Annotated in this window: 19 protein-coding genes; 5 read left to right on the top strand and 14 right to left on the bottom strand. The window is 65.9% G+C overall.

Annotation, left to right across the window (positions count from 1 at the left end):
* Nucleotides 1–7: 7 nt before the first annotated feature.
* The 4 genes from RLO07_RS08730 to rpoE all read right to left on the bottom strand — a co-directional run bounded on the left by RLO07_RS08730 (nt 8) and on the right by rpoE (nt 2,752).
* Nucleotides 8–499 (bottom strand): SoxR reducing system RseC family protein, encoded by a 492-nt coding sequence (locus tag RLO07_RS08730; protein ID WP_462291756.1) that lies wholly within the window; start codon nt 497–499, stop codon nt 8–10.
* Nucleotides 499–1,458 (bottom strand): MucB/RseB C-terminal domain-containing protein, encoded by a 960-nt coding sequence (locus tag RLO07_RS08725; protein ID WP_462291755.1) that lies wholly within the window; start codon nt 1,456–1,458, stop codon nt 499–501. The genes RLO07_RS08730 and RLO07_RS08725 overlap by 1 nt, the downstream gene beginning before the upstream one ends.
* 10 nt (nt 1,459–1,468) lie before the next feature.
* On the bottom strand, nt 1,469–2,065 hold the full coding sequence (locus tag RLO07_RS08720) for a sigma-E factor negative regulatory protein (RefSeq protein ID WP_462291754.1): 597 nt from the start codon (nt 2,063–2,065) through the stop codon (nt 1,469–1,471).
* A gap of 108 nt (nt 2,066–2,173) precedes the next feature.
* Entirely contained in the window at nt 2,174–2,752 is a 579-nt protein-coding gene (gene rpoE / locus RLO07_RS08715; RefSeq protein WP_462291753.1) for an RNA polymerase sigma factor RpoE, read from the bottom strand.
* A 267-nt stretch (nt 2,753–3,019) separates the two neighbouring features.
* On the opposite strand from rpoE, the gene nadB reads away from it, so the two are divergent.
* Together nadB and RLO07_RS08705 are read left to right on the top strand one after the other, a co-directional pair.
* Nucleotides 3,020–4,597 carry an L-aspartate oxidase gene (nadB, locus tag RLO07_RS08710; RefSeq protein ID WP_462291752.1) on the top strand — a complete coding sequence of 526 codons (1,578 nt, stop codon included), beginning with the start codon at nt 3,020–3,022 and terminating at the stop codon, nt 4,595–4,597.
* A 105-nt stretch (nt 4,598–4,702) separates the two neighbouring features.
* On the top strand, nt 4,703–5,155 hold the full coding sequence (locus tag RLO07_RS08705; RefSeq protein WP_462291751.1) for a nitroreductase family deazaflavin-dependent oxidoreductase: 453 nt from the start codon (nt 4,703–4,705) through the stop codon (nt 5,153–5,155).
* 31 nt (nt 5,156–5,186) lie between these two features.
* Here RLO07_RS08705 and RLO07_RS08700 read toward each other — a convergent pair whose 3' ends face one another.
* Genes RLO07_RS08700 through RLO07_RS08680 form a run of 5 tightly spaced genes read right to left on the bottom strand, consistent with a single transcriptional unit; the run spans nt 5,187 to nt 7,764 of the window.
* A complete protein-coding gene (locus tag RLO07_RS08700) occupies nt 5,187–6,410 on the bottom strand; it encodes a cytochrome P450 (protein ID WP_462291750.1) in 1,224 nt (407 codons plus the stop codon).
* A 40-nt stretch (nt 6,411–6,450) separates the two neighbouring features.
* Nucleotides 6,451–6,606, bottom strand: a complete 156-nt coding sequence (locus RLO07_RS08695; protein ID WP_462291749.1) for a hypothetical protein — start codon at nt 6,604–6,606, stop codon at nt 6,451–6,453.
* Between the two features lie 52 nt (nt 6,607–6,658).
* Nucleotides 6,659–7,099: a YqaA family protein gene (locus RLO07_RS08690; protein ID WP_462291748.1), complete on the bottom strand. Its 441-nt coding sequence runs from the start codon at nt 7,097–7,099 to the stop codon at nt 6,659–6,661.
* Between the two features lie 13 nt (nt 7,100–7,112).
* Complete coding sequence (locus RLO07_RS08685; RefSeq protein WP_462291747.1) at nt 7,113–7,547, bottom strand: hypothetical protein; 435 nt, start codon at nt 7,545–7,547, stop codon at nt 7,113–7,115.
* A complete protein-coding gene (locus RLO07_RS08680) occupies nt 7,504–7,764 on the bottom strand; it encodes an FAD assembly factor SdhE (RefSeq protein WP_462291746.1) in 261 nt (86 codons plus the stop codon). Before RLO07_RS08680 ends, RLO07_RS08685 begins: the two co-directional genes overlap by 44 nt.
* A 110-nt stretch (nt 7,765–7,874) precedes the next feature.
* Between RLO07_RS08680 and ygfZ the strand changes: the two genes are divergently transcribed.
* Entirely contained in the window at nt 7,875–8,819 is a 945-nt protein-coding gene (gene ygfZ, locus RLO07_RS08675; protein WP_462291745.1) for a CAF17-like 4Fe-4S cluster assembly/insertion protein YgfZ, read from the top strand.
* Here the strand turns inward: ygfZ and ung are convergent.
* The 5 genes from ung to npdG are packed head-to-tail and all read right to left on the bottom strand — an operon-like array spanning nt 8,816 to nt 15,069.
* Entirely contained in the window at nt 8,816–9,493 is a 678-nt protein-coding gene (gene ung, locus RLO07_RS08670) for a uracil-DNA glycosylase (RefSeq protein ID WP_462291744.1), read from the bottom strand. The genes ygfZ and ung overlap by 4 nt on opposite strands.
* Nucleotides 9,494–9,495: 2 nt before the next feature.
* Complete coding sequence (cofH, locus tag RLO07_RS08665; RefSeq protein WP_462291743.1) at nt 9,496–12,669, bottom strand: 5-amino-6-(D-ribitylamino)uracil--L-tyrosine 4-hydroxyphenyl transferase CofH; 3,174 nt, start codon at nt 12,667–12,669, stop codon at nt 9,496–9,498.
* Nucleotides 12,660–13,622: a 2-phospho-L-lactate transferase gene (locus RLO07_RS08660; protein WP_462291742.1), complete on the bottom strand. Its 963-nt coding sequence runs from the start codon at nt 13,620–13,622 to the stop codon at nt 12,660–12,662. Before RLO07_RS08660 ends, cofH begins: the two co-directional genes overlap by 10 nt.
* Nucleotides 13,619–14,386: a coenzyme F420-0:L-glutamate ligase gene (gene cofE, locus RLO07_RS08655; protein WP_462291741.1), complete on the bottom strand. Its 768-nt coding sequence runs from the start codon at nt 14,384–14,386 to the stop codon at nt 13,619–13,621. The genes RLO07_RS08660 and cofE overlap by 4 nt, the downstream gene beginning before the upstream one ends.
* Nucleotides 14,383–15,069 (bottom strand): NADPH-dependent F420 reductase, encoded by a 687-nt coding sequence (gene npdG, locus RLO07_RS08650; RefSeq protein WP_462291740.1) that lies wholly within the window; start codon nt 15,067–15,069, stop codon nt 14,383–14,385. Before npdG ends, cofE begins: the two co-directional genes overlap by 4 nt.
* Before the next feature lie 208 nt (nt 15,070–15,277).
* Between npdG and RLO07_RS08645 the strand changes: the two genes are divergently transcribed.
* Together RLO07_RS08645 and RLO07_RS08640 are read left to right on the top strand one after the other, a co-directional pair.
* Nucleotides 15,278–16,060 (top strand): SDR family oxidoreductase, encoded by a 783-nt coding sequence (locus RLO07_RS08645; RefSeq protein ID WP_462291739.1) that lies wholly within the window; start codon nt 15,278–15,280, stop codon nt 16,058–16,060.
* Nucleotides 16,057–18,039, top strand: coding sequence for a pyrroloquinoline quinone-dependent dehydrogenase (locus tag RLO07_RS08640; RefSeq protein ID WP_462291738.1), 1,983 nt, complete (start codon nt 16,057–16,059; stop codon nt 18,037–18,039). Before RLO07_RS08645 ends, RLO07_RS08640 begins: the two co-directional genes overlap by 4 nt.
* Nucleotides 18,040–18,057 lie beyond the last annotated feature (18 nt).

The following is an 18,057-nucleotide window of genomic DNA, read 5'->3' as shown; positions in this document are numbered from 1 at the left end:
GAAAAAGTTACGGTGAGAGCGACGGCGACGAGTGCAGCAGCTGCTGTTGCCCCCCCGGTGAAGCCGCCAGAACAGGCTGCAGGCGGGCGTCGTCCCGGTGGTGCCAGGCATGCCAGCGCACCAGCGCGACACCACCGGCAAAGCCCACAGCTGCACCCGCCACCGCCGCCAGGTCCTGCGACCAGGGCAGCCAGTGACTGCCGGCGGCAGCTCCGGCCAGCATCGCCAACAACGGCAACATATAGACGATGAGTGAGCCGCGCAGGATCACCTCGTCGGGCAGGCTGATACTGACCTCGTCATTGATCCGACAGTCCGCCAGGGAAAATGTCCCGGGCAGGACCCGGACCAGGCCGCGTTGACCGTCGCGGATCCGGTTCAGGAGCCCATGGCCACAGCCTTTTTGCGCCGAACAGGCGCCGCAAGTACTCTTGCGGATGGTCTCGACCCACAGACTGTCAGACTCTATGGCGACAATGCGACCGGTCTCCGTGGGCATCAGCGCACCATCCTGACCGAGTCCGCGACCATGCGTGCGGTGTTCACCGGCACCTCGCCAACCACCGTGACCAGCACGGGCTGTTCGGCAAGATTCATGCCCCGGGAATAGGAGGTGGTACTGCCCTCCCGGGCGACACCCTCGCCCGGCCGCATGGCGCGGGGCAACTGCTCGAGGAACACGGAAAAGACTGCGAGGCCATCGGTGTAGGTACGGCGGATACTTGCCTCGGCGGCGGAGTCGGTCGGAACAAAGCCGCGGGGCAGCCAGCTTACCACCCAGGGCGCACTGACGGACGGCCCCTCATCGACCTGGTCGGGATGTGGATGACGAGCGGGATGGACAGTTGCCACATCCTGCTGCGGTGACAGGGGCTCGCCGTAGTGAAGATCGGCAAACTGGAAGCGCTCGAGGACCTTATCGCCGCGACCGAGGGTACTGATACGCAGGAGCAAGCCGGTTTCGCGGTCCAGTTCCAGCACGTAGCCATGCCGGTACATGTCGCGGGGCTGGATCCCGACCCTCACCGCCTGGCGTCCGGCGATGCGATCGCCTGCGCCCACCTGAAACCGATAGTACTCTGCAATGCCGCATCCCGTGGCTGGCGCCCGATCGCCCAGCTGCAACAGCTGCTGGCCGGGATGAGTGCAATCGAGGGGGTGACCAGCGCGCACGACCCGGGCTCCCTGGCCGGTAAGCCGGGTAAGAAGCTCATGACTCTGACCGGATTCCACCGAGCGCGCGATCTGCATCACCTGCAGGTCATCGCCACGCTGGAACGTCACCACGCCCTGGTAGGCCACCTCGCGGTAGCTGCGGGACATTTTCGCGAGCCAGCCCAGTGCCTCGGCGTCGGTTTCAGAGCAGGTGATGGCTGACGCCGGAGGCGCAGCAATCTGGCTGGCGAGCAGCACACCGTAAACAGCCAGGGAATGCAACAGCGATCGCGCAGTGATCACCACTGTAAGCTCACTCCTCGATGTTGGGGACGCGCGCGAAAGGAATCAGGCCCTGGGGGGAATTGAGTGCTGCATGCTCGGCATGCTCCTGCATGTACAGGTACATGCGCTGCCGGGCCAATTCGCGGTAGGCCGTGCGCGCCGCGGGCTCAAGCTCAGGCACAGCCTGGTTGCCGTAGCTGGCACGCATGGGCACCGCGCCGAGGCTATTGACGAAGCCGACCGCAGAAACGCCAGAGGCCGCGACCGGGGCCGCGGTGCCAGCGCCGGGGTCAGCCGCCTGGTAAAGCTGTTGACCACCCAGCACTACCACTGCCATTACCGATGCCGCGACCGCAAGACTGCCCAGCGGCCGGGCCAGACGCTGCCAGGCACCGGCTGCGGGCTGTCGATCGGCGGCAATCGCGGCGCTGACCTGCCTGGATATATCCAGATTGATGCGGCCCGCAGGCTGTCCGGAGATGACCGACCGGGCCAGATTGTAGCGAACCCAGGTCTGGCGCAGGGCGTCGTCCTCAGCCAGCTGACTCAACAGTCGCTGCAGCTCGAGTTCGTTGGCCTCGTCGTCCATGAGGGCAGAGAGTGACTCACGCAGTTGTTCAGTCATGGTGCCAGCCCTCCGCTTTGCGTCATCAAGGTCGAGTCACTGCTGCTGCGAATTTTTGCCATGGCCGGTTCCACTCTGCTGATTTTGTTGCCGCTATGCTGGCTCACACTACACTCCGTCAATCTGATCACGCACCTTCTTGTCGATCGCCTCCCGGGCGCGAAAGATCCGCGACCGAACAGTACCAACAGGACAATCCATGATCTCGGCGATGTCCTCATAACTGAGACCATCAAACTCGCGCAAAGTTACCGCTGTACGCAAATCATCCGGCAAATCCTTTATCGCCCGCTCCACGACCTGCTTGAGTTCGGCACCGAACAGCGCGCTCTCCGGAGTCTCGATCTCACGCAGCGCCCCGCCGCCTTCGAAATACTCTGCATCGCCGATCTCGACGTCCGAGCCGGGCGGGCGCCGGGAGCGTGCGACCAGGTGATTCTTGGCAGTATTGATGGCAATCCGGTAGAGCCAGGTGTAAAAAGCGCTGTCCCCACGAAAACGCGGCAGTGCGCGGTAGGCCTTGATAAAGGCTTCCTGGGCGACATCCTGAACCTCATCATCGTGCACATAGCGGCTGATTAATCCGAGTATCTTGTGCTGGTATTTCAACACCAGCATGTCAAAAGCACGGGAATCGCCCTTCTGCACCCGGGCCACGAGCTGCTGGTCTGTTGGTGCAGCTGTCATGTCCCGACTCCTTCCCTGATCCATGACAGCTTGATCCACAGCCCCCTGGGGCCGCCCGCGCTGACGCCCGCCGCAGCGGCTGTTACACCCATACCACGCTGCCTGTATGAGGTTCTGGTACCACAAAAGTTCCGCAATCCTGCATTTCCTTAATCCGGGGCACCTCGTTTATACTCGCCGTGCCGGTGACCTGCCGTACTTTACGCTACGTAAGTTATTGAGACACATAATATATTTCACCACCCAGAGGCAGCAAGCACCAATCCCATGTCCAGCAATTCATTTCAGCACGACGTCCTTATCATCGGCAGCGGTGCCGCAGGCCTCAGTACGGCCCTGCGCCTGCCCTCCCATCTGCGCATCGCCCTGCTCTCCAAGGGCGACCTCAACGAGGGTTCCACCTACTGGGCGCAGGGCGGCATGGCAGCCGTGCTGGACTCAGAGGACACCGTGGAATCACACGTTGCCGATACGCTGGTGGCGGGCGCGGGACTCTGCAACGAGGAAGCGGTACGCTTCACCGTCAGTAACAGTCGCAGCTGCGTGGAGTGGCTGGTAGCGCAGGGCGTGGACTTTGATCACCTGCCGGATGCCGCCCAGGAATTCCACCTCGCCATGGAGGGGGGCCACAGCCATCGCCGCATTATCCACGCCGCGGACCGGACCGGCCGGGCAATTTCCGAGGTGCTCACCGAGCGGGTACTGGCGGCGGACAATATCGAGGTATTCCCGCATCGGGTCGCGGTGGATGTGGTCCTGCACGAAGGGCGCTGTGAAGGTGCCTATATCTTCGACCGGCGCAGCGACCGGGTGGAACTGTTCCAGGCCAGGGCGGTGGTGCTCGCCACCGGTGGCGCCAGCAAGGCCTACCTCTACACCAGCAACCCCGATGGCGCCAGCGGCGACGGTATCGCCATCGCCTGGCGCGCCGGTTGCCGGGTCGCCAACCTGGAATTCAACCAGTTCCACCCCACCTGCCTGTATCACCCGAAGGCGAAATCCTTCCTGATCACCGAGGCCATCCGCGGTGAGGGCGGCAAGCTGCTGCTGCCCGATGGCAGTCGCTTCATGGACGAATTCGACCCCCGGGGGGAACTGGCGCCGCGAGATGTCGTGGCCCGCGCCATCGACCACGAGATGAAGCGCCTGGGCATCGACTTTGTCTATCTGGATATCTCCCACAAATCGCGGGAATTCCTCGAGGAGCATTTCCCCACCATCAGCGCCCGCTGCCTGGAGCTGGGCATAGACATCGCGCGCGAGCCCATACCGGTTGTACCTGCTGCACACTACACCTGTGGCGGCGTGGTGGTGGACACGGCCGGTCGCAGTGATGTGGATGGCCTGTACGTGATCGGCGAGGCCTCCAGCACCGGCCTGCACGGCGCCAACCGCATGGCCAGCAATTCCCTGCTGGAATGTATTGTCTATGCTGAATCCGCCGCCGCCGCTATCGCCGCGACCATCGCCCGGGCCCCGCAGCCTCAAGCCGCGCCGCCCTGGGATGAAAGCCAGGTCACCGACTCCGACGAGGATGTGGTGATCTCCCACAACTGGGACGAACTGCGCCGCTTCATGTGGGACTACGTCGGCATCGTCCGCACCAACAAGCGCCTGGCCCGGGCGGAGCACCGGATCGAGCTGCTGCAGGCGGAAATCAACGAGTACTACAGCAATTACAAGGTCAGCAACGACCTACTGGAATTGCGCAACCTGGCCATGGTGGCGGAGTTGATGATCCGCTGCGCCCAGGCCCGCAAGGAAAGCCGCGGCCTGCACTTCACCCTCGACTATCCCGACCTGCTGCCGGAAGCGCTGGATACCGTGCTGGTTCCCAGCCACTAGCCCGCGTCCCGGTTCCCCGCATCGCGGTAACCGAGGGCGCGGCAGCTTGTATCCACGGCCAGTCGCGCTATGCTGATGAGCCACCCCGCAACCGGAGCACTCATCATGAGCGAACAGATCCCCGCCTCTCTGCCCGACTGGATCAGGGAGCACATCGAACTCTACCGCCGCGATCCGGAGGCCGGCCACTACTGGGATGCCTCTCTGGGCGGCGGCGAAGGCATGCTGACCACACTGCTGCTGACCACCACCGGGCGCAAGTCCGGCAAGGCATTGACGCTGCCCCTGATCTACCGGCCCACCGGCGATGGCGGCTACTGCGTGATTGCCTCCAAGGGTGGCGCACCGGCACATCCAGCCTGGTACCTGAACCTGGAGGCCAATCCGAACGTCGAAGTCCAGGTGGCGAGCGACAAGTTCAGCGCTCGGGCTCGCGTCGCCCAAGGCGAGGAGCGCGAGCGTCTGTGGCAGCTGCTGGTGGACTACTACGCGCCCTACACCGACTACCAGGCGAAGACCGAGCGACAGATTCCGGTGGTGGTGCTCGACCCGGTCTGAACGACGCCACGATGGCGACGCGGAACCGGGATCAGGACAGCGTCAGGTGCAAATGCCGCAACCGGCGCACAAACAGGCTCGGCACGTGCACAGGGGGACGGGCGGAATCCAGCGCGAAGTTGCGGGTGCGCGCCAACAGTTCCTCCAGTGCAACACGAGCTTCCAGACGGGCCAACGGAGCACCGATGCAAAAGTGGATGCCATAACCAAATCCAAGATGGCGCGCAGCCCCGGGCCGATCCAGGCGCAGCTGGTCTGGGTCGGGCCACTGCTCCGGATCCCGGTTGGCGGCGGCCCAACTCACCAGTAACAAATCATCCGGGTACAGGGGGATACCGCAGAGACGGGTTTCCCGGCGCACCACACGGTAGTGAAATTTAAACGGGGTCTCCAGCCGCACGACCTCTTCCAGAAATGCCGGGATCAGGCCGGGGGCGGCTCTCAGGCGCTGCTGCAACTCGGGAGCGCCGGCCAACAGGCGTACCGCCGAGCCCAGCAGGCTGGCAGTGGATTCCCCCGCTGCGCCGAACAAAATCACCAGCATGCCCACCGCCTGGCGCCGGGTGATCAGCCCGCTCTCAACAGCGCCGGCAAGCACCGCCGTCAGCGAATCTCCCCCCATCTCCGCCACTGCATCAAGCTGTGCCTCCAGGTAGGCATGCTGGCGCCCGGTCTCGGTCAGCACTACCGCCAGGCGCTCGGCATCCAGCGTGCCCGCAAGAAAATCCCCGCCCATCATCGCCCAGCGCCGCACCACCTCCAGCGCGTCGTCCCCCAGGCCCAGCAGCTGGCTCACAACCCAGGCGGGCAAGGGCTCGGCGAGGACAGCGCAACAGTCGCCACCACCCGTCGCCAGCAGTGAATCCACACGCTCCGCGGCGAGTGCACGCAGCCGCGGTTCCAGAGCGGCGATAGCGGCGGCCTTGAGCGGCTGCACCAGCATGCGCCGGTGCACCGCATGGTCCGGCTCGTCCGCGGTCGCAAGCACATTGCTCGCATGACCGGCACCGGCCAGATCGAATATCTGTGGCATGCCGTCGTCACCACGCACCAGCATCCGCTCCAGGTTGGCGGAAAAAGCCTCGTGCCGCATGACCACTTCCGACACCGCCGCGTGGGTTCCAACCAGGAAGGCACGAGTGCCACCCAGTTGGCACACCGGGGACAGCGAGCGCATGGTTGTATAAAGCGGGTAGGGATTTTCCAGCGCCTCCGTGCTGAAAAGATCCCCGGCATTATTGAATACTGTGGTCATGAGTTCCGCACCAGCTCAAAGACATTTCGATAGATCAGCATCACCTGCCGCCTCCCGCGCCGAGGTGCCAAACTGCCAGCGCCCCAGCGCAGCCCGGCTCGGCCACAAGCGGCAGAACTGTCGCACCGCACCCGGCCAGCAACCCGGCAAACAGCGGCAGCCGCAGGAGCCACTTCTTCGAGGCAATGGTATTCATGCAATGCCACCTTCGGAAACAGGTGTCCTGACCTGCGCAAGGCAGCGTGGGCTCAGCACCATTCCGGGGCAAGGACCGCGGCCGCCAGCACCAGATACCGCCCCGCCTTGGCGGCGACAACCAGGGCCAGAAAGCTCCAGAACGGCTCCCTCATCACGCCCGCCACTACAGTCAGGGGATCGCCGATAATCGGCGCCCAGGACAACAGCAGGGACCAGCGTCCATAACGATGATATCTCTCCTGCGCCCGGTCAAGTGCAGACCCGCTGACGGGAAACCAGCGTCGGTCCCGCCAGTGCTCTACATAGCGACCCAGCCACCAGTTGACGATGGCGCCCAGCGCATTCCCCGCAGTGGCCACAGCCAGGAGCAGGATGGCCGGATGTTCACCCTGAAGCAGCAGACCAGCGAGAACGGCTTCGGATTGGAGCGGAAGCAGTGTTGCCGCCCCGAAAGCGGTGAGAAACAGCGCTGTCAGTGCCGCCAGGCTCAAGACTCAGGCCTTGTCATCGGCTCTTCTGGCCGAATACCAGCCACCAGCGCCGCAGGTCGCGGAAGCCGTCCTCCCCCAGGTCGCGGGCCCATAACCAGAGGAAACGCCGGCCACGGCCAGCAGTTGGCCGCCAGTGCAGCACCATCACCCAGGGTAGCAGTACCGTGCCGGGAAGGAGATCTATCGCTACAGGAACGGCTTCGGGTGCCTGCCGCAACGCACAGGCCCGGGCTTCCAGTTGCAGGGATTGGGAGGTTGGCGGCGGCGGCGACCCGAACCAGACAACCGGGATCCAGGCCAGCAGCCCGAGCAGTGCCCACAAACCGTACCCGCGCCAGGCAATCTCGGCGAGCGCAACCAGCAGCAGCAGGCACACCGCGCACCAGAGCGGGCGCGGGCGATGGTCAGTCCAGGTCAGGACGAGTGAAGGCGAGTATGATGTGGACAATGGCGGCCAGCTCCGGGTCCTCGGGGACCTCGCGGCGCAGGAACCAGCCGAACAGCTCCTGATCCTCGCAGAGCATCAGCTGCCGGTAGCGATCACGGTCTGCCGCATCCAGCTGCGGGAAACGCTGGTTGACGAAAGGCTCCAGAACCAGATCCAGCTCCAGCATGCCGCGGCGACTGGCCCAGCGCATGCGATTGTGTTCTTCAGTTTCCAGCATGGCAGCTCCAGCCCGGTACGGGAACATCAAAAGCGGCTATTATAGCGTTTCCGATGGCAACAATGTGCAATAGCCGAACAATGCAGAGCAACGGAGGAGCAGTCGTCACCGTGTCAACAAACAGCGCCACAGTCACCCGCCTCGAGCGGGAAGCCCTGCTGGAGGTCAGCGGCCGCGACGCCGTGACCTTTCTGCACAACCAGGCCAGCTGCGATCTACAGCAACTCGAATCCGGCCGTGCCAGCTACGGCACCTTCTGCAACCCCCAGGGTCGTGTGCTGGCGGACTTTATCGCCCTGGCACTGGGTCCCGAAAGGATTCTGCTGCGCCTGCGACGGGACATCCTGGAAAGCACCCTCGCCGCGCTCGGGCGTTTTGCCCTGTTCTCCAGGGTGACCCTGCAAGCTGCGGGTGACGAGTGGCAGCTGCTCGGCTGCCGTGGCGCCGGCACAACCGCATTGCTGCAGCCACTGTTCGCGGCGTTGCCAGCGGCAGACCTGGCCTGGACCGGAGACGCTGACGCACTGCTGCTGCAACTCGACGGCAGCGACGAATGCTTCGAGACATGGGTGAACCGGGACCGGCAGCCGGCGCTGCCGGAACAGCTTGAGGCCACTCTCGAGGCCGCCAGCGAGGCGGACTGGGAGGCTGCGAACCTGCGCCGCGGCATCGCCCGCATCACTGCGGCGACTACCGGCGAACTGCTGCCACAGCAGCTCAACTACGACCTCAGCGGTCACATCAACTTCCGCAAGGGCTGCTACCCGGGTCAGGAAGTCATCGCGCGCATGCACTACCGGGGCAAGGCCAAGCGCCGCATGCTGCTGGTGCAGTTGCCTGCGGGTAGTGCCGCCAGCGCCGGGGAACCACTGTATCTGCAGGGCGGGGAACAAGCCGCTGCGCAGGTGGTCAATGCCGCGACCACCGCAGACGGCAGGACGCTGGCATTGATCACCACCACCCAGCCGGCGGCGGCGGAAGGCCTGCGCCTGGCACCGGATGACGAACAGCCGGTGCAGGTGCTGGAACTCCCCTACCCCGTGCCATTCGGCTAGGCCAGACTCCAGTCTATCGGCGTCTGGCCCTGCGCCTGCAGATACGCATTCGCAGCGCTGAAATGCCCGCAGCCAATAAAGCCGCGGTGGGCACTCAGGGGTGAGGGATGCGGCGCTTTCAGCACACAGTGGCGCTGGCGGTCGATCACCCCGCCCTTGCGCTGGGCATAGCTGCCCCAGAGCATGAACACCACGTTTTCACGTTCGCGGTTCACCACTTCCACCACCCGGTCGGTGAAGGTTTCCCAGCCCTTGCCCCGGTGGGAAGCGGCACTGTTGGCGGCCACCGTCAGCACGCTGTTCAGCAGCAGCACACCCCTGTCGGCCCAGGCGGTCAGGTTGCCGTGGCCGGGAGGGCCAATACCGAGGTCGCGCTGGATTTCCTTGTAGATATTCTTCAGGGACGGCGGGATCGCGACACTGGGGCGCACCGAGAAGCACAGGCCGTGGGCCTGGCCGGGGCCGTGATAGGGGTCCTGGCCGAGGATGACCACCTTCACCTTCGGCAACGGCGTGTGCTCAAAGGCATTGAATATTTCCGGCCCCGGGGGGAACACGCTGACGCCGTCGCGTTTTTCCTGCTGCAGGAAGTCCTTGAGCGCGCGCATGTAGGGCTGCTGGAATTCGCCGGCCAGCGGTGCCAGCCAGCTGGGCTCCAGCTGTATCGTCGACATGCTCAGTTGCAGGCCGCCATCAGCACTACCTGCTCCGTGGGCACGGGTCGCGGGATGTCCGTGGCCAGCAGCAAGCGCTTGTCGCGGGCGCGCTTGCCGGCATCGGCGTTGTCCACGGGCAGCAGGTCGGCCGCGGCACTGGCAGCCGCACGGCGTTCGGCCGGGGCATCGGCATAGAGCGTGGTGCGCAGGCGCGGCTGACGCCCGAGCGCGCGGATGCGCTGTTCCATCACCGCTGGCGCCCATTCCTGGCCGTGGGCGGCGCCGGCGGCGCGGGTGATACTCTCGTTCATCAGGGTGCCGCCAAGGTCGTTGGCTCCGGCATTCAGGCACACATCCACCCCGGCCGCGCCCATCTTCACCCAGCTGGTCTGGATATTGTCGATATGGCCATGCAGTACCAATCGCGACACCGCGTGCATCAGCACCGCCTCGCGGAAGGTGGGGCCGCGGCGGGCGCGCCCGCGCAGGAACATCGGCGCCTCCATGTGCACGAAGGGCAGCGGCACCAGCTCGGTAAAGCCGCCGGTGCGGGCCTGCAATTCGCGCACTGCCAGCAGGTGCCGGGCCCAGTGCCGGGGCTGCTCGATATGGCCGTACATGATAGTGGCGGTGGTACGGAAGCCCACACGGTGCGCGGTCTCCATGACCTGCAGCCACTCGGCGCTGTTGAGCTTGTCCGGGCACAGGGTAGCGCGCACCTCGTCATCGAGGATTTCCGCGGCGGTGCCGGGCAGGGTGTCGAGCCCGGCGGCCTGCAGCTGGCGCAGAAAATCCTCCAGGGACACGCCCAGGGTCGCCGCCCCCTGCCACACTTCCAGCGGCGAAAAGGCGTGGATGTGCATCTCCGGGGTGGCGGCACGCACGGTGGCAAGAATATCCAGATAGGTCTGGCCGGTGTAATTCGGGTGGATCCCGCCCTGCATACATACTTCGGTGGCGCCGCGCTGCCACGCCTCGCGGCAGCGGCGGGCGATCTCGGTGGCGCTGATGTCATAGGGGCGCCCGCGCAGCGCCTCGCTGTGCTTGCCCTTGGAGAAGGCACAGAACTGGCACTTGAAGTAACAGACGTTGGTGTAGTTGATGTTGCGATTGATGGCGTAGCTGACGGTGTCACCGCAGCGCTGGCGCCGCAGCCGGTCCGCGGCGTCAACCACGAAACGGAACTCGGGGCCACGGGCGGCAAACAGACGTTCCAGGTCGGCTTCCGCAAGCGCAGTGCCGTTCTCGCAGCGTTCGACGATCGCGCGCAAGTCCGTACCGACGGCGAAGGCATTGACCGGCTCGCTGAGCAGGGCCGCCTCCACGCTGGGCACGGGCGCCTCCTCCCCCGGTACCCAGCTATCCCGGCGGGCGAAGCCGGCGGCATCCTGCTGGCGCAGTACCGCGGGCCGCACCGCGGGATCCAGCCAGGTCTGCGGCGTGTTGGCATAGGCCGGGTAAACCGTCAGACGCTGCTCCAGGAACTTGCCGGCTGCGGCCGTTTCCCGCGCCAGCTGGTCCAGGTGCGGCCAGGGCGCTTCCGGATTGACGTGGTCGGGCGTCAGGGGCGAGACGCCGCCCCAGTCATTGATCCCCGCAGCCAGCAGCTGTGGCAGCACCCCGGGGCTGAGATTGGGGGGCGCCTGGATGCTCATCGCCGGGCCAAAGATGATCCGCGTCACCGCCAGGGTCCACAGTAACTCTTCCAGGTCCGGTTCCTGCGCCCGGGCCATCAGGGTGCCGGGCTTGGCGCGGAAGTTCTGCACGATCACTTCCTGCAGATGACCGTGAGCCTGATGCGAATCCCGCAGGGCCAGCAGGGATTCGATGCGCTCGCGTCGGGTTTCACCGATGCCGATAAGGATACCCGACGTGAAGGGCACTTTTGCCTCTCCCGCCAGAGAGAGGGTGCGCAGGCGTTCCGCCGGCACCTTGTCCGGGGAACCGTGGTGCGGCATGCCCTTTTCGCACAGGCGCTCGGCAGCGGACTCCAGCATGATGCCCATGGAGGCACTGACCGGACGCAGGAAGGCGACCTCTGCCGCAGTCATGCAACCGGCGTTGATATGCGGCAACAGACCGGTTTCCTCGAGGATGCGCCCGGCCACATGCGCCACGTATTCCAGGGTGCTGGCAAAGCCCATCGCCGCCAGCGCCTCGCGGGCGGCCCGGTAGCGCAACTCGGGCTTTTCGCCCAGGGTCAGCAGGGCTTCCTGACAGCCGAGTTCCGCGCCCTGGCGGCACAGCTCCAGAACCTCGTCCACGCTCATGAACGGCGACTCGACCTTTTTCGGCGTGGTGGCAAAGGTGCAGTAGTGGCAGACATCCCGGCACAGCCGGGTCAGGGGGATGAATACCTTGCGGGAATAGGTGACAACATTACCGTGGCCAAGATCGCGCAGCTGACCCGCCAGGGCCACCAGGGCGGGAGTATCCTCGCAGTCCGCGAGAGCCAGGGCCCGGGCGCGACCGGGCGGTGCGGCCAGATTGTGTAACCAGCTCCGGGTGTGCCCGGCGGGCAGCGTCGCCACCTGCTGGTGCAGCTGCAGGAGATCGGCGGGAGTGTCGATATCGCGGGCAATACCGGGCCGCTGCAGGCTGCGGCCGGGCAGGCCCTGCGCTTCCGCCCAGGCCAGATGCAACTTGCTGCTGTCGGGCCCGAAGGCAAATCGCGGTGGCGTGATCGCGGGAAACAGCAACAGGTTGCTACCGGACCCCGCGGCATCCCGCCCCACAACCAGCCCGCTGCGCGCTTCGGCACAGGCCAGGGCGGCGTCGATATCAGCGCTGGCAAGCAGGGGCAGGTCCGCATGCAGCACCAGCACCAGCGCTGCCGCGTTGGCATCCTCGCAACGCAGTCGCTCGCAGGCCGCCGCCAGTACGCCATTCAGCGATGGCAGCGGACCGCTGCTGGTCACGGGGGCCAGTTCGGTTGCAGCCAGCAGGGCCTGTTCGGACCACAGGCGCACCGGCGCTGGCGCCGTCAGCTCGCGGGCATCGGGTTCGTCCGAGACCAGGGTGATGGTACTGATGGCCGGGTGGGCGGCCAGCACCCCCACCACATCCCGGGCCATGGCCAGCGCCAGGGTCCGGCGCTGCTCACTGTCGAGCAGACCAGCCAGACGGGTCTTGGCTCCGGTCAGCTGTTTCAGTGGCACCAGCGCATGTACGGTAGTCCGGGAATCTATCGGCACAACAACTCCAGGCAGGCCGCTGCGAGGGCCTGCTTGTCGGCGCGTTCGCGCATAATGGTCACTGTCACTTCCACCTCCATGCCCAGCTTCTGTATCGCCGGGACCAGTGTAGCGTCACTGTGGTCTACAACAAATGTCCCGATCAAGCCCGGATAGTGCTCCGCGTAATGCGCCGCCACCCCGGTCGCGGTGACCGGCAGGTTCAGCTCCGCCATCATCTTTGCCGCCGGACCCTTCAGCGCCTGGCCGGCGACAATGGGCGCCACTGCCAGCACCGGCACCTGCGACTCTCGCAGGGTCTGCCAGAAACTGTCCAGCTGCAGGATGGGATCAATGCTCACAAAGGGGTTGGAAGGACAAATAATCACCCCGGCCAGGGTTCGCGAGGCACAGAGGTCGGCCAGGTTGGCTTGCAGCACAGCCGCGTCGAGCCCGGCAAAGCTGAAACCGTGCACCCGGGGCCGGCACTGTTCCCGCACGAAATAGTGCTGGAACGGCAAGTCACCCTCGGCGGTATGGACCACGGTCCGCACCGGGTCATCACTCATGGGATACACCGCCGCCTGCACCTCCAGGCGCCGGCCCAGTTCAGCCGTAACGGCAGACAGGCTTGCACCCCGCGCCAGTTCACCGGCACGCCACAGGTGCGTGGCCAGATCGCGATCGCCGAGGCGAAACCAGCTGTCCGCGCCCAGCTGTTCCAGCGCGGCCAGTACCTGCCAGCTTTCCCCGTCGAGGCCCCAGCCCTGATGCGGGTTGCTGACCCCCCCCAGGGTATACAGCACAGTGTCGATATCGGGGCAGATGGTCAGGCCCAGGTGCCCGAAGTCGTCAGCGGTATTGCAGGCAATGTGCAACTGTCCGGCAGGCAGCAGGTCATCCAGACCCAGACACAGCTTGGCGCCACCGACACCGCCGGAAAGCGCCAGCACCGGGCCCGCCGGTAAATTCACCGGAACATGTCCTGTTCGCGGGGCCGCAGCAGGGCCCGGGCATCACGATTCGATGATCGCAGCCGGGCGCCGCGGACCAGCACCACGGGCAGGCCCTCCGCCGCCTGCCCCATCACCAGCGACGCGGCACTGGCGAGCTCGTCGGCGACGGCGGGCTCGGTGACTTCCAGGCGGTTGCCGAAGCGATCCTGCCCGCCAATTTGATTGAACAGCGGATCCAGGCCGGCGGTACCGAGTGCGATGCCCACGGTGCCCACGCGCCAGGCACGACCGGCGCTATCGTTGATGATGATCTGCGGCGCGGTGCCGCAGCGCTCCGCCAGCGCCTCGCGCAGCGCCGCGGCGGAGGCATCGCAGTCCTCCGGCAACAGCAGCACCTGCGGGTCATCGGGATCATTGCGGATGTTGGAGCGATCGATGCCGGCATTGGCGTGCACGTATCCGCACCGGTGCTCGACAATAATCACCCCGGCTCGCACCCGCAGTACTTCCCGGGATTCACTGAGAATGAGCTCCACCAGGCGTGGGTCCTTGTCCGCGGCGCGCGCCAGTTCGAGCGCCCGGGGCCCCGGCTGCACCTCGGCCAGACGGCGATAGCGCCCCTCCGCCTTGGAGACGATTTTCTGCGCCAGCACCAGCACATCACCGTCCTGTAGGGTCAGCGCACTGGCTTCCAGACTGGCGGCAATCAGAGCCGCCAGGTCAGCGCCCGGAACGACCTCGGGAAAGTTCTCCAGAGGAATCAGTTCAAGGCGTGCACTCATTCATGGCTGTCCAGGCCGGAAATGCGGATACCGGCGTGGCAGCTATACTGCTTGTTGATCGTGATCAGCACCGAGGTCAGCGCCTCGGCGGCGGCCGCATTGGCGATCATGCCGGCGTGAAAGCCGCGCAGGCCCGCCGCTTCGACCAGCTTGATCACTTCGGCCCGGGCCTCCTTCTTGTTGCCGCAGACCAGCACGTCGCAGTCCACGGCTCCGGTATCCTGCAGGTGCGCCGCGGCCACGTTCTGGAACGCGGACACCACCTCCACACCCTCGCCCAGCAGGTCCTGGGCAATCTGACCCGCGCTGCCTTCCGGCGGCAGCTGTACCCGCGCGACCCGCGGTGGCACCAGCGGCACCGTGACGTCGATGAGGATCTTGCCCTGCAGGGCCGGGGCAACCAGCTCCAGGGTTGCTTTCTGGTGGCTGAAGGGCACGGTAATGGCAACAATGTCAGCCGCTTCGGCAGCTGCCAGGTTCTCCATGGCCTCGACGTTCACCGCGGCTGCACCGCGCTCGGCCATGACCGCGCGCAGGTCATTGGCAGCGGATTCTGCCTTGTCCAGGGTACGCGAGCCGATAATGACGCGGTAGCCAGCCTGTGCCCAGCGCCGGGCGAGGCCCGTTCCCAGATCGCCGGTGCCGCCGAGGATGGCGAGCACGGGCAGTGATTCAGTTGCCATAGGTGTGATTCCTGCTTGCTTGGTGAAGGGCCGGATGGTTCAGCTAAGTCTACTGATACCACCTCTCTCTGCCCGGAAAATGGTCGCAGCCCCGCAGGCATTTCCCGATCCCGGGGGAAGGCGGTAGGATGCGCGAAGCCGAGGCATCTTAGGCAATTCATCTGCCGATCACAAGTTGCCCCACGACAGCAGCAAGGAGCAGGGTGACATGCACAATCCCATGGATTTCAGTGGCCGCACGGTATTGGTAACCGGGGGTGGCAAGGGTGTCGGCAGGGGCATCAGCGAGCGCTTCCTGGCCGCGGGGGCCGACGTGGCGATCTGTGGTCGCAACCCGCCCGACTCCCTGCCGGCCGCAGGTGGCCGGGAAGCGTTTTTCGTCGCCTGTGATGTCCGCCGCCACGAGCAGCTGCAGGCCCTGGTCACTGCCGTCATCGAGCGCTGCGGGCGCCTGGACGTGCTGGTCAACAATGCCGGTGGCGCACCCCACGCAGAGGCCGCGACCGCATCCCCGCGCTTTCACGAATCCATCATTGCCCTCAACCTGACCTCGGCCCTGCATGCCGCCCAGTTGGCAAACAGCGTCATGCAGCAGCAGGAGGACGGCGGTAGTATCATCAATATTGCCAGTGTCAGCACTATCCGGCCGTCTCCAGGCACCGCAGCCTATGGCGCCGCCAAGGCCGGCCTGGTCAACCTGGGACATTCGCTGGCAGTGGAGTGGGGCCCAAAGGTCCGCATCAACGCCATCATCGCCGGCCTGGTGGAGACCGAGCAGTCACACCTGCACTACGGCGACGCCGAAGGTGTGGCAGCGGTGGGCCGCACGATTCCGCTCGGGCGCATGGCAGTTCCCGGGGACATTGGCGACGCCTGCCTGTTCCTGGCTTCCCCGCTCGCCTCCTATATCAGTGGCAGCAGCATTGCAGTCCACGGTGGTGGTGAAAAACCCGCCTTCCTGCAGGCCGCCAATGCGGGCACCGGCGCGTGAGCCGGCGCCGCAGCCTGGCGGTTGCCGCGCTGGCGCTGGGCCTTGCCACAGGCTGCCTCGCCGCCCGGGAGTCGGCGCCGGGCGCGAGCACCGGCTGGCCCAACTACGGCGGCCGGGACGTCAGCCAGTACAGCCCGCTCACGGACATCACCCCGGCCAACGTGGGCCAGCTGGAACTGGCCTGGCAACACCGCTCCGGTGATTTCAGTGATGGCAGCGGCGACTGGGGCCTGACTTCGTTTCAGGTCACCCCGCTGGTCGACGACGATACTCTTTACTACTGCACGCCCTTTGGCCGTGTATTCGCCCTGAACGCGGAGACCGGCGCCGAGCGCTGGCAGTTCGACCCCCAGGTACAGAACCGCCGCAGCGGCGTTTACCCGGCCGTCTGCCGCGGCGTGGCCCTGTGGCAGGCCAGTGACCCCGAGGAAGCCGCCGGCAGCTGCGGCAAGCGGATCCTGTACGGCACCCGCGACGCGGAGCTTATCGCCCTGGATGCGACTACCGGCCTGCCGTGCGCAGCGTTCGGCAACAATGGCCGGGTATCCCTGCGCGAGGACATCAGCGGCGGCGAGCCGCTGGTGTACTACCCGACGTCCCCGCCCTGGGTGCAGAATGATGTCGCCGTGATCGGCGCCCTGGTGCCGGACAACGAGCGCAAGGATGTGCCCTCCGGCGTAGTGCGCGCCTTCGATGTCCGCAGCGGTGAGCTGGCCTGGGCCTGGGAGCCGGTGCCCGAGGACTACCGGGAACGGCATCGTGACAGCCTGGGCAATGCCCGCTATCACATGGGCAGCCCCAACGTCTGGGCACCCATCGCGGGTGATCCTGCACAGGGCCTGGTGTATGTACCCACGGGCAATCCGGCACCGGACCTGTTCGCCGGCGAGCGCGACGGTATCGACACCTATGGCTCCTCAGTGGTCGCCCTGGACGATCGCAGCGGCGAGTTGCGCTGGTACTTCCAGACGGTGCACCACGATGTCTGGGATTACGATGTGGCTTCCCAGCCCACCCTGTTCCAGATTCCCGATGTAGGAGCCGGTCGCGCTGGTCTGGCGCAGGCCACCAAAATGGGCCATGTCTTCCTGCTCGACCGGGAAACCGGCGCACCGCTGTACCCGGTGGAGGAGCGCCCGGTGCCCGGCAACGGTGTGCCCGGCGAAACGCTCTCGCCCACCCAGCCATTTCCGACCCACCCGCCGCCGCTGCACCTGCCCGAGCGGCTGGGGCCCGAGCACATGGACGGCTTCGTCTGGCTGGACAAACTTGCCTGTCGCAGGGAGCTGGCCAAGTATCGCAATGAGGGCATGTTTACCCCGCCCAGCCTGGAAGGCAGCGTGCTGTACCCCAGCACCACCGGCGGCATCAACTGGGGCGGGATCAGCATCGACCCGGAGCGGGGCCTGCTGATCGTCAACCAGATGCATCTGGCATCGGTGGTGCAACTGATTCCGCGGGCAGAGTACGACGCGCTCAACCCTGAGCCCGGGTACCCGCTGGAGCACTACGAGATGGCCGGCAGCCCCTACGGTGTGCGCCGCTTTCCCCTGATGTCGCCGCTGGGAGCGCCCTGTAATCCTCGCCCCTGGGGCAGCCTGACCGCGGTGGACTTGCGCACGGGAGAGACCGTGTGGACCCGCAGCCTGGGCAATACGCGTGGCCAGGCCCCGTGGCCGTTCTGGTTCGATGCCGGCAGCCCAAACGCCGGTGGCCCCCTGACCACGGCTTCCGGCCTGGTGTTCATCGCCGCCACCACCGACTCCCGCTTCCGCGCCTTTGCCAGCGCCACGGGTGAACTGCTGTGGGAACATGCCCTGCCCTATACCGGCAACGCCACCCCGCTCAGCTATCGCACCCGCCCGCAGGGCCGCCAGTTTGTGGTGCTGGCGGCCGGCGGCCATGGCTGGTCCGAAGCCGGTGATGCGCTGCTTGCCTTCAGTCTGCCCGCGCCCACGGACGGTTCCTCCCCACCCTGATCGCGGCCTGACGGAACC

The organism is Haliea sp. (assembly GCF_040221975.1).
In the GTDB taxonomy this organism is placed as follows: domain Bacteria; phylum Pseudomonadota; class Gammaproteobacteria; order Pseudomonadales; family Halieaceae; genus Haliea.
Note: the sequence above shows the minus strand (reverse complement) of the source record. Positions and strands in the feature narration are given on the sequence as shown.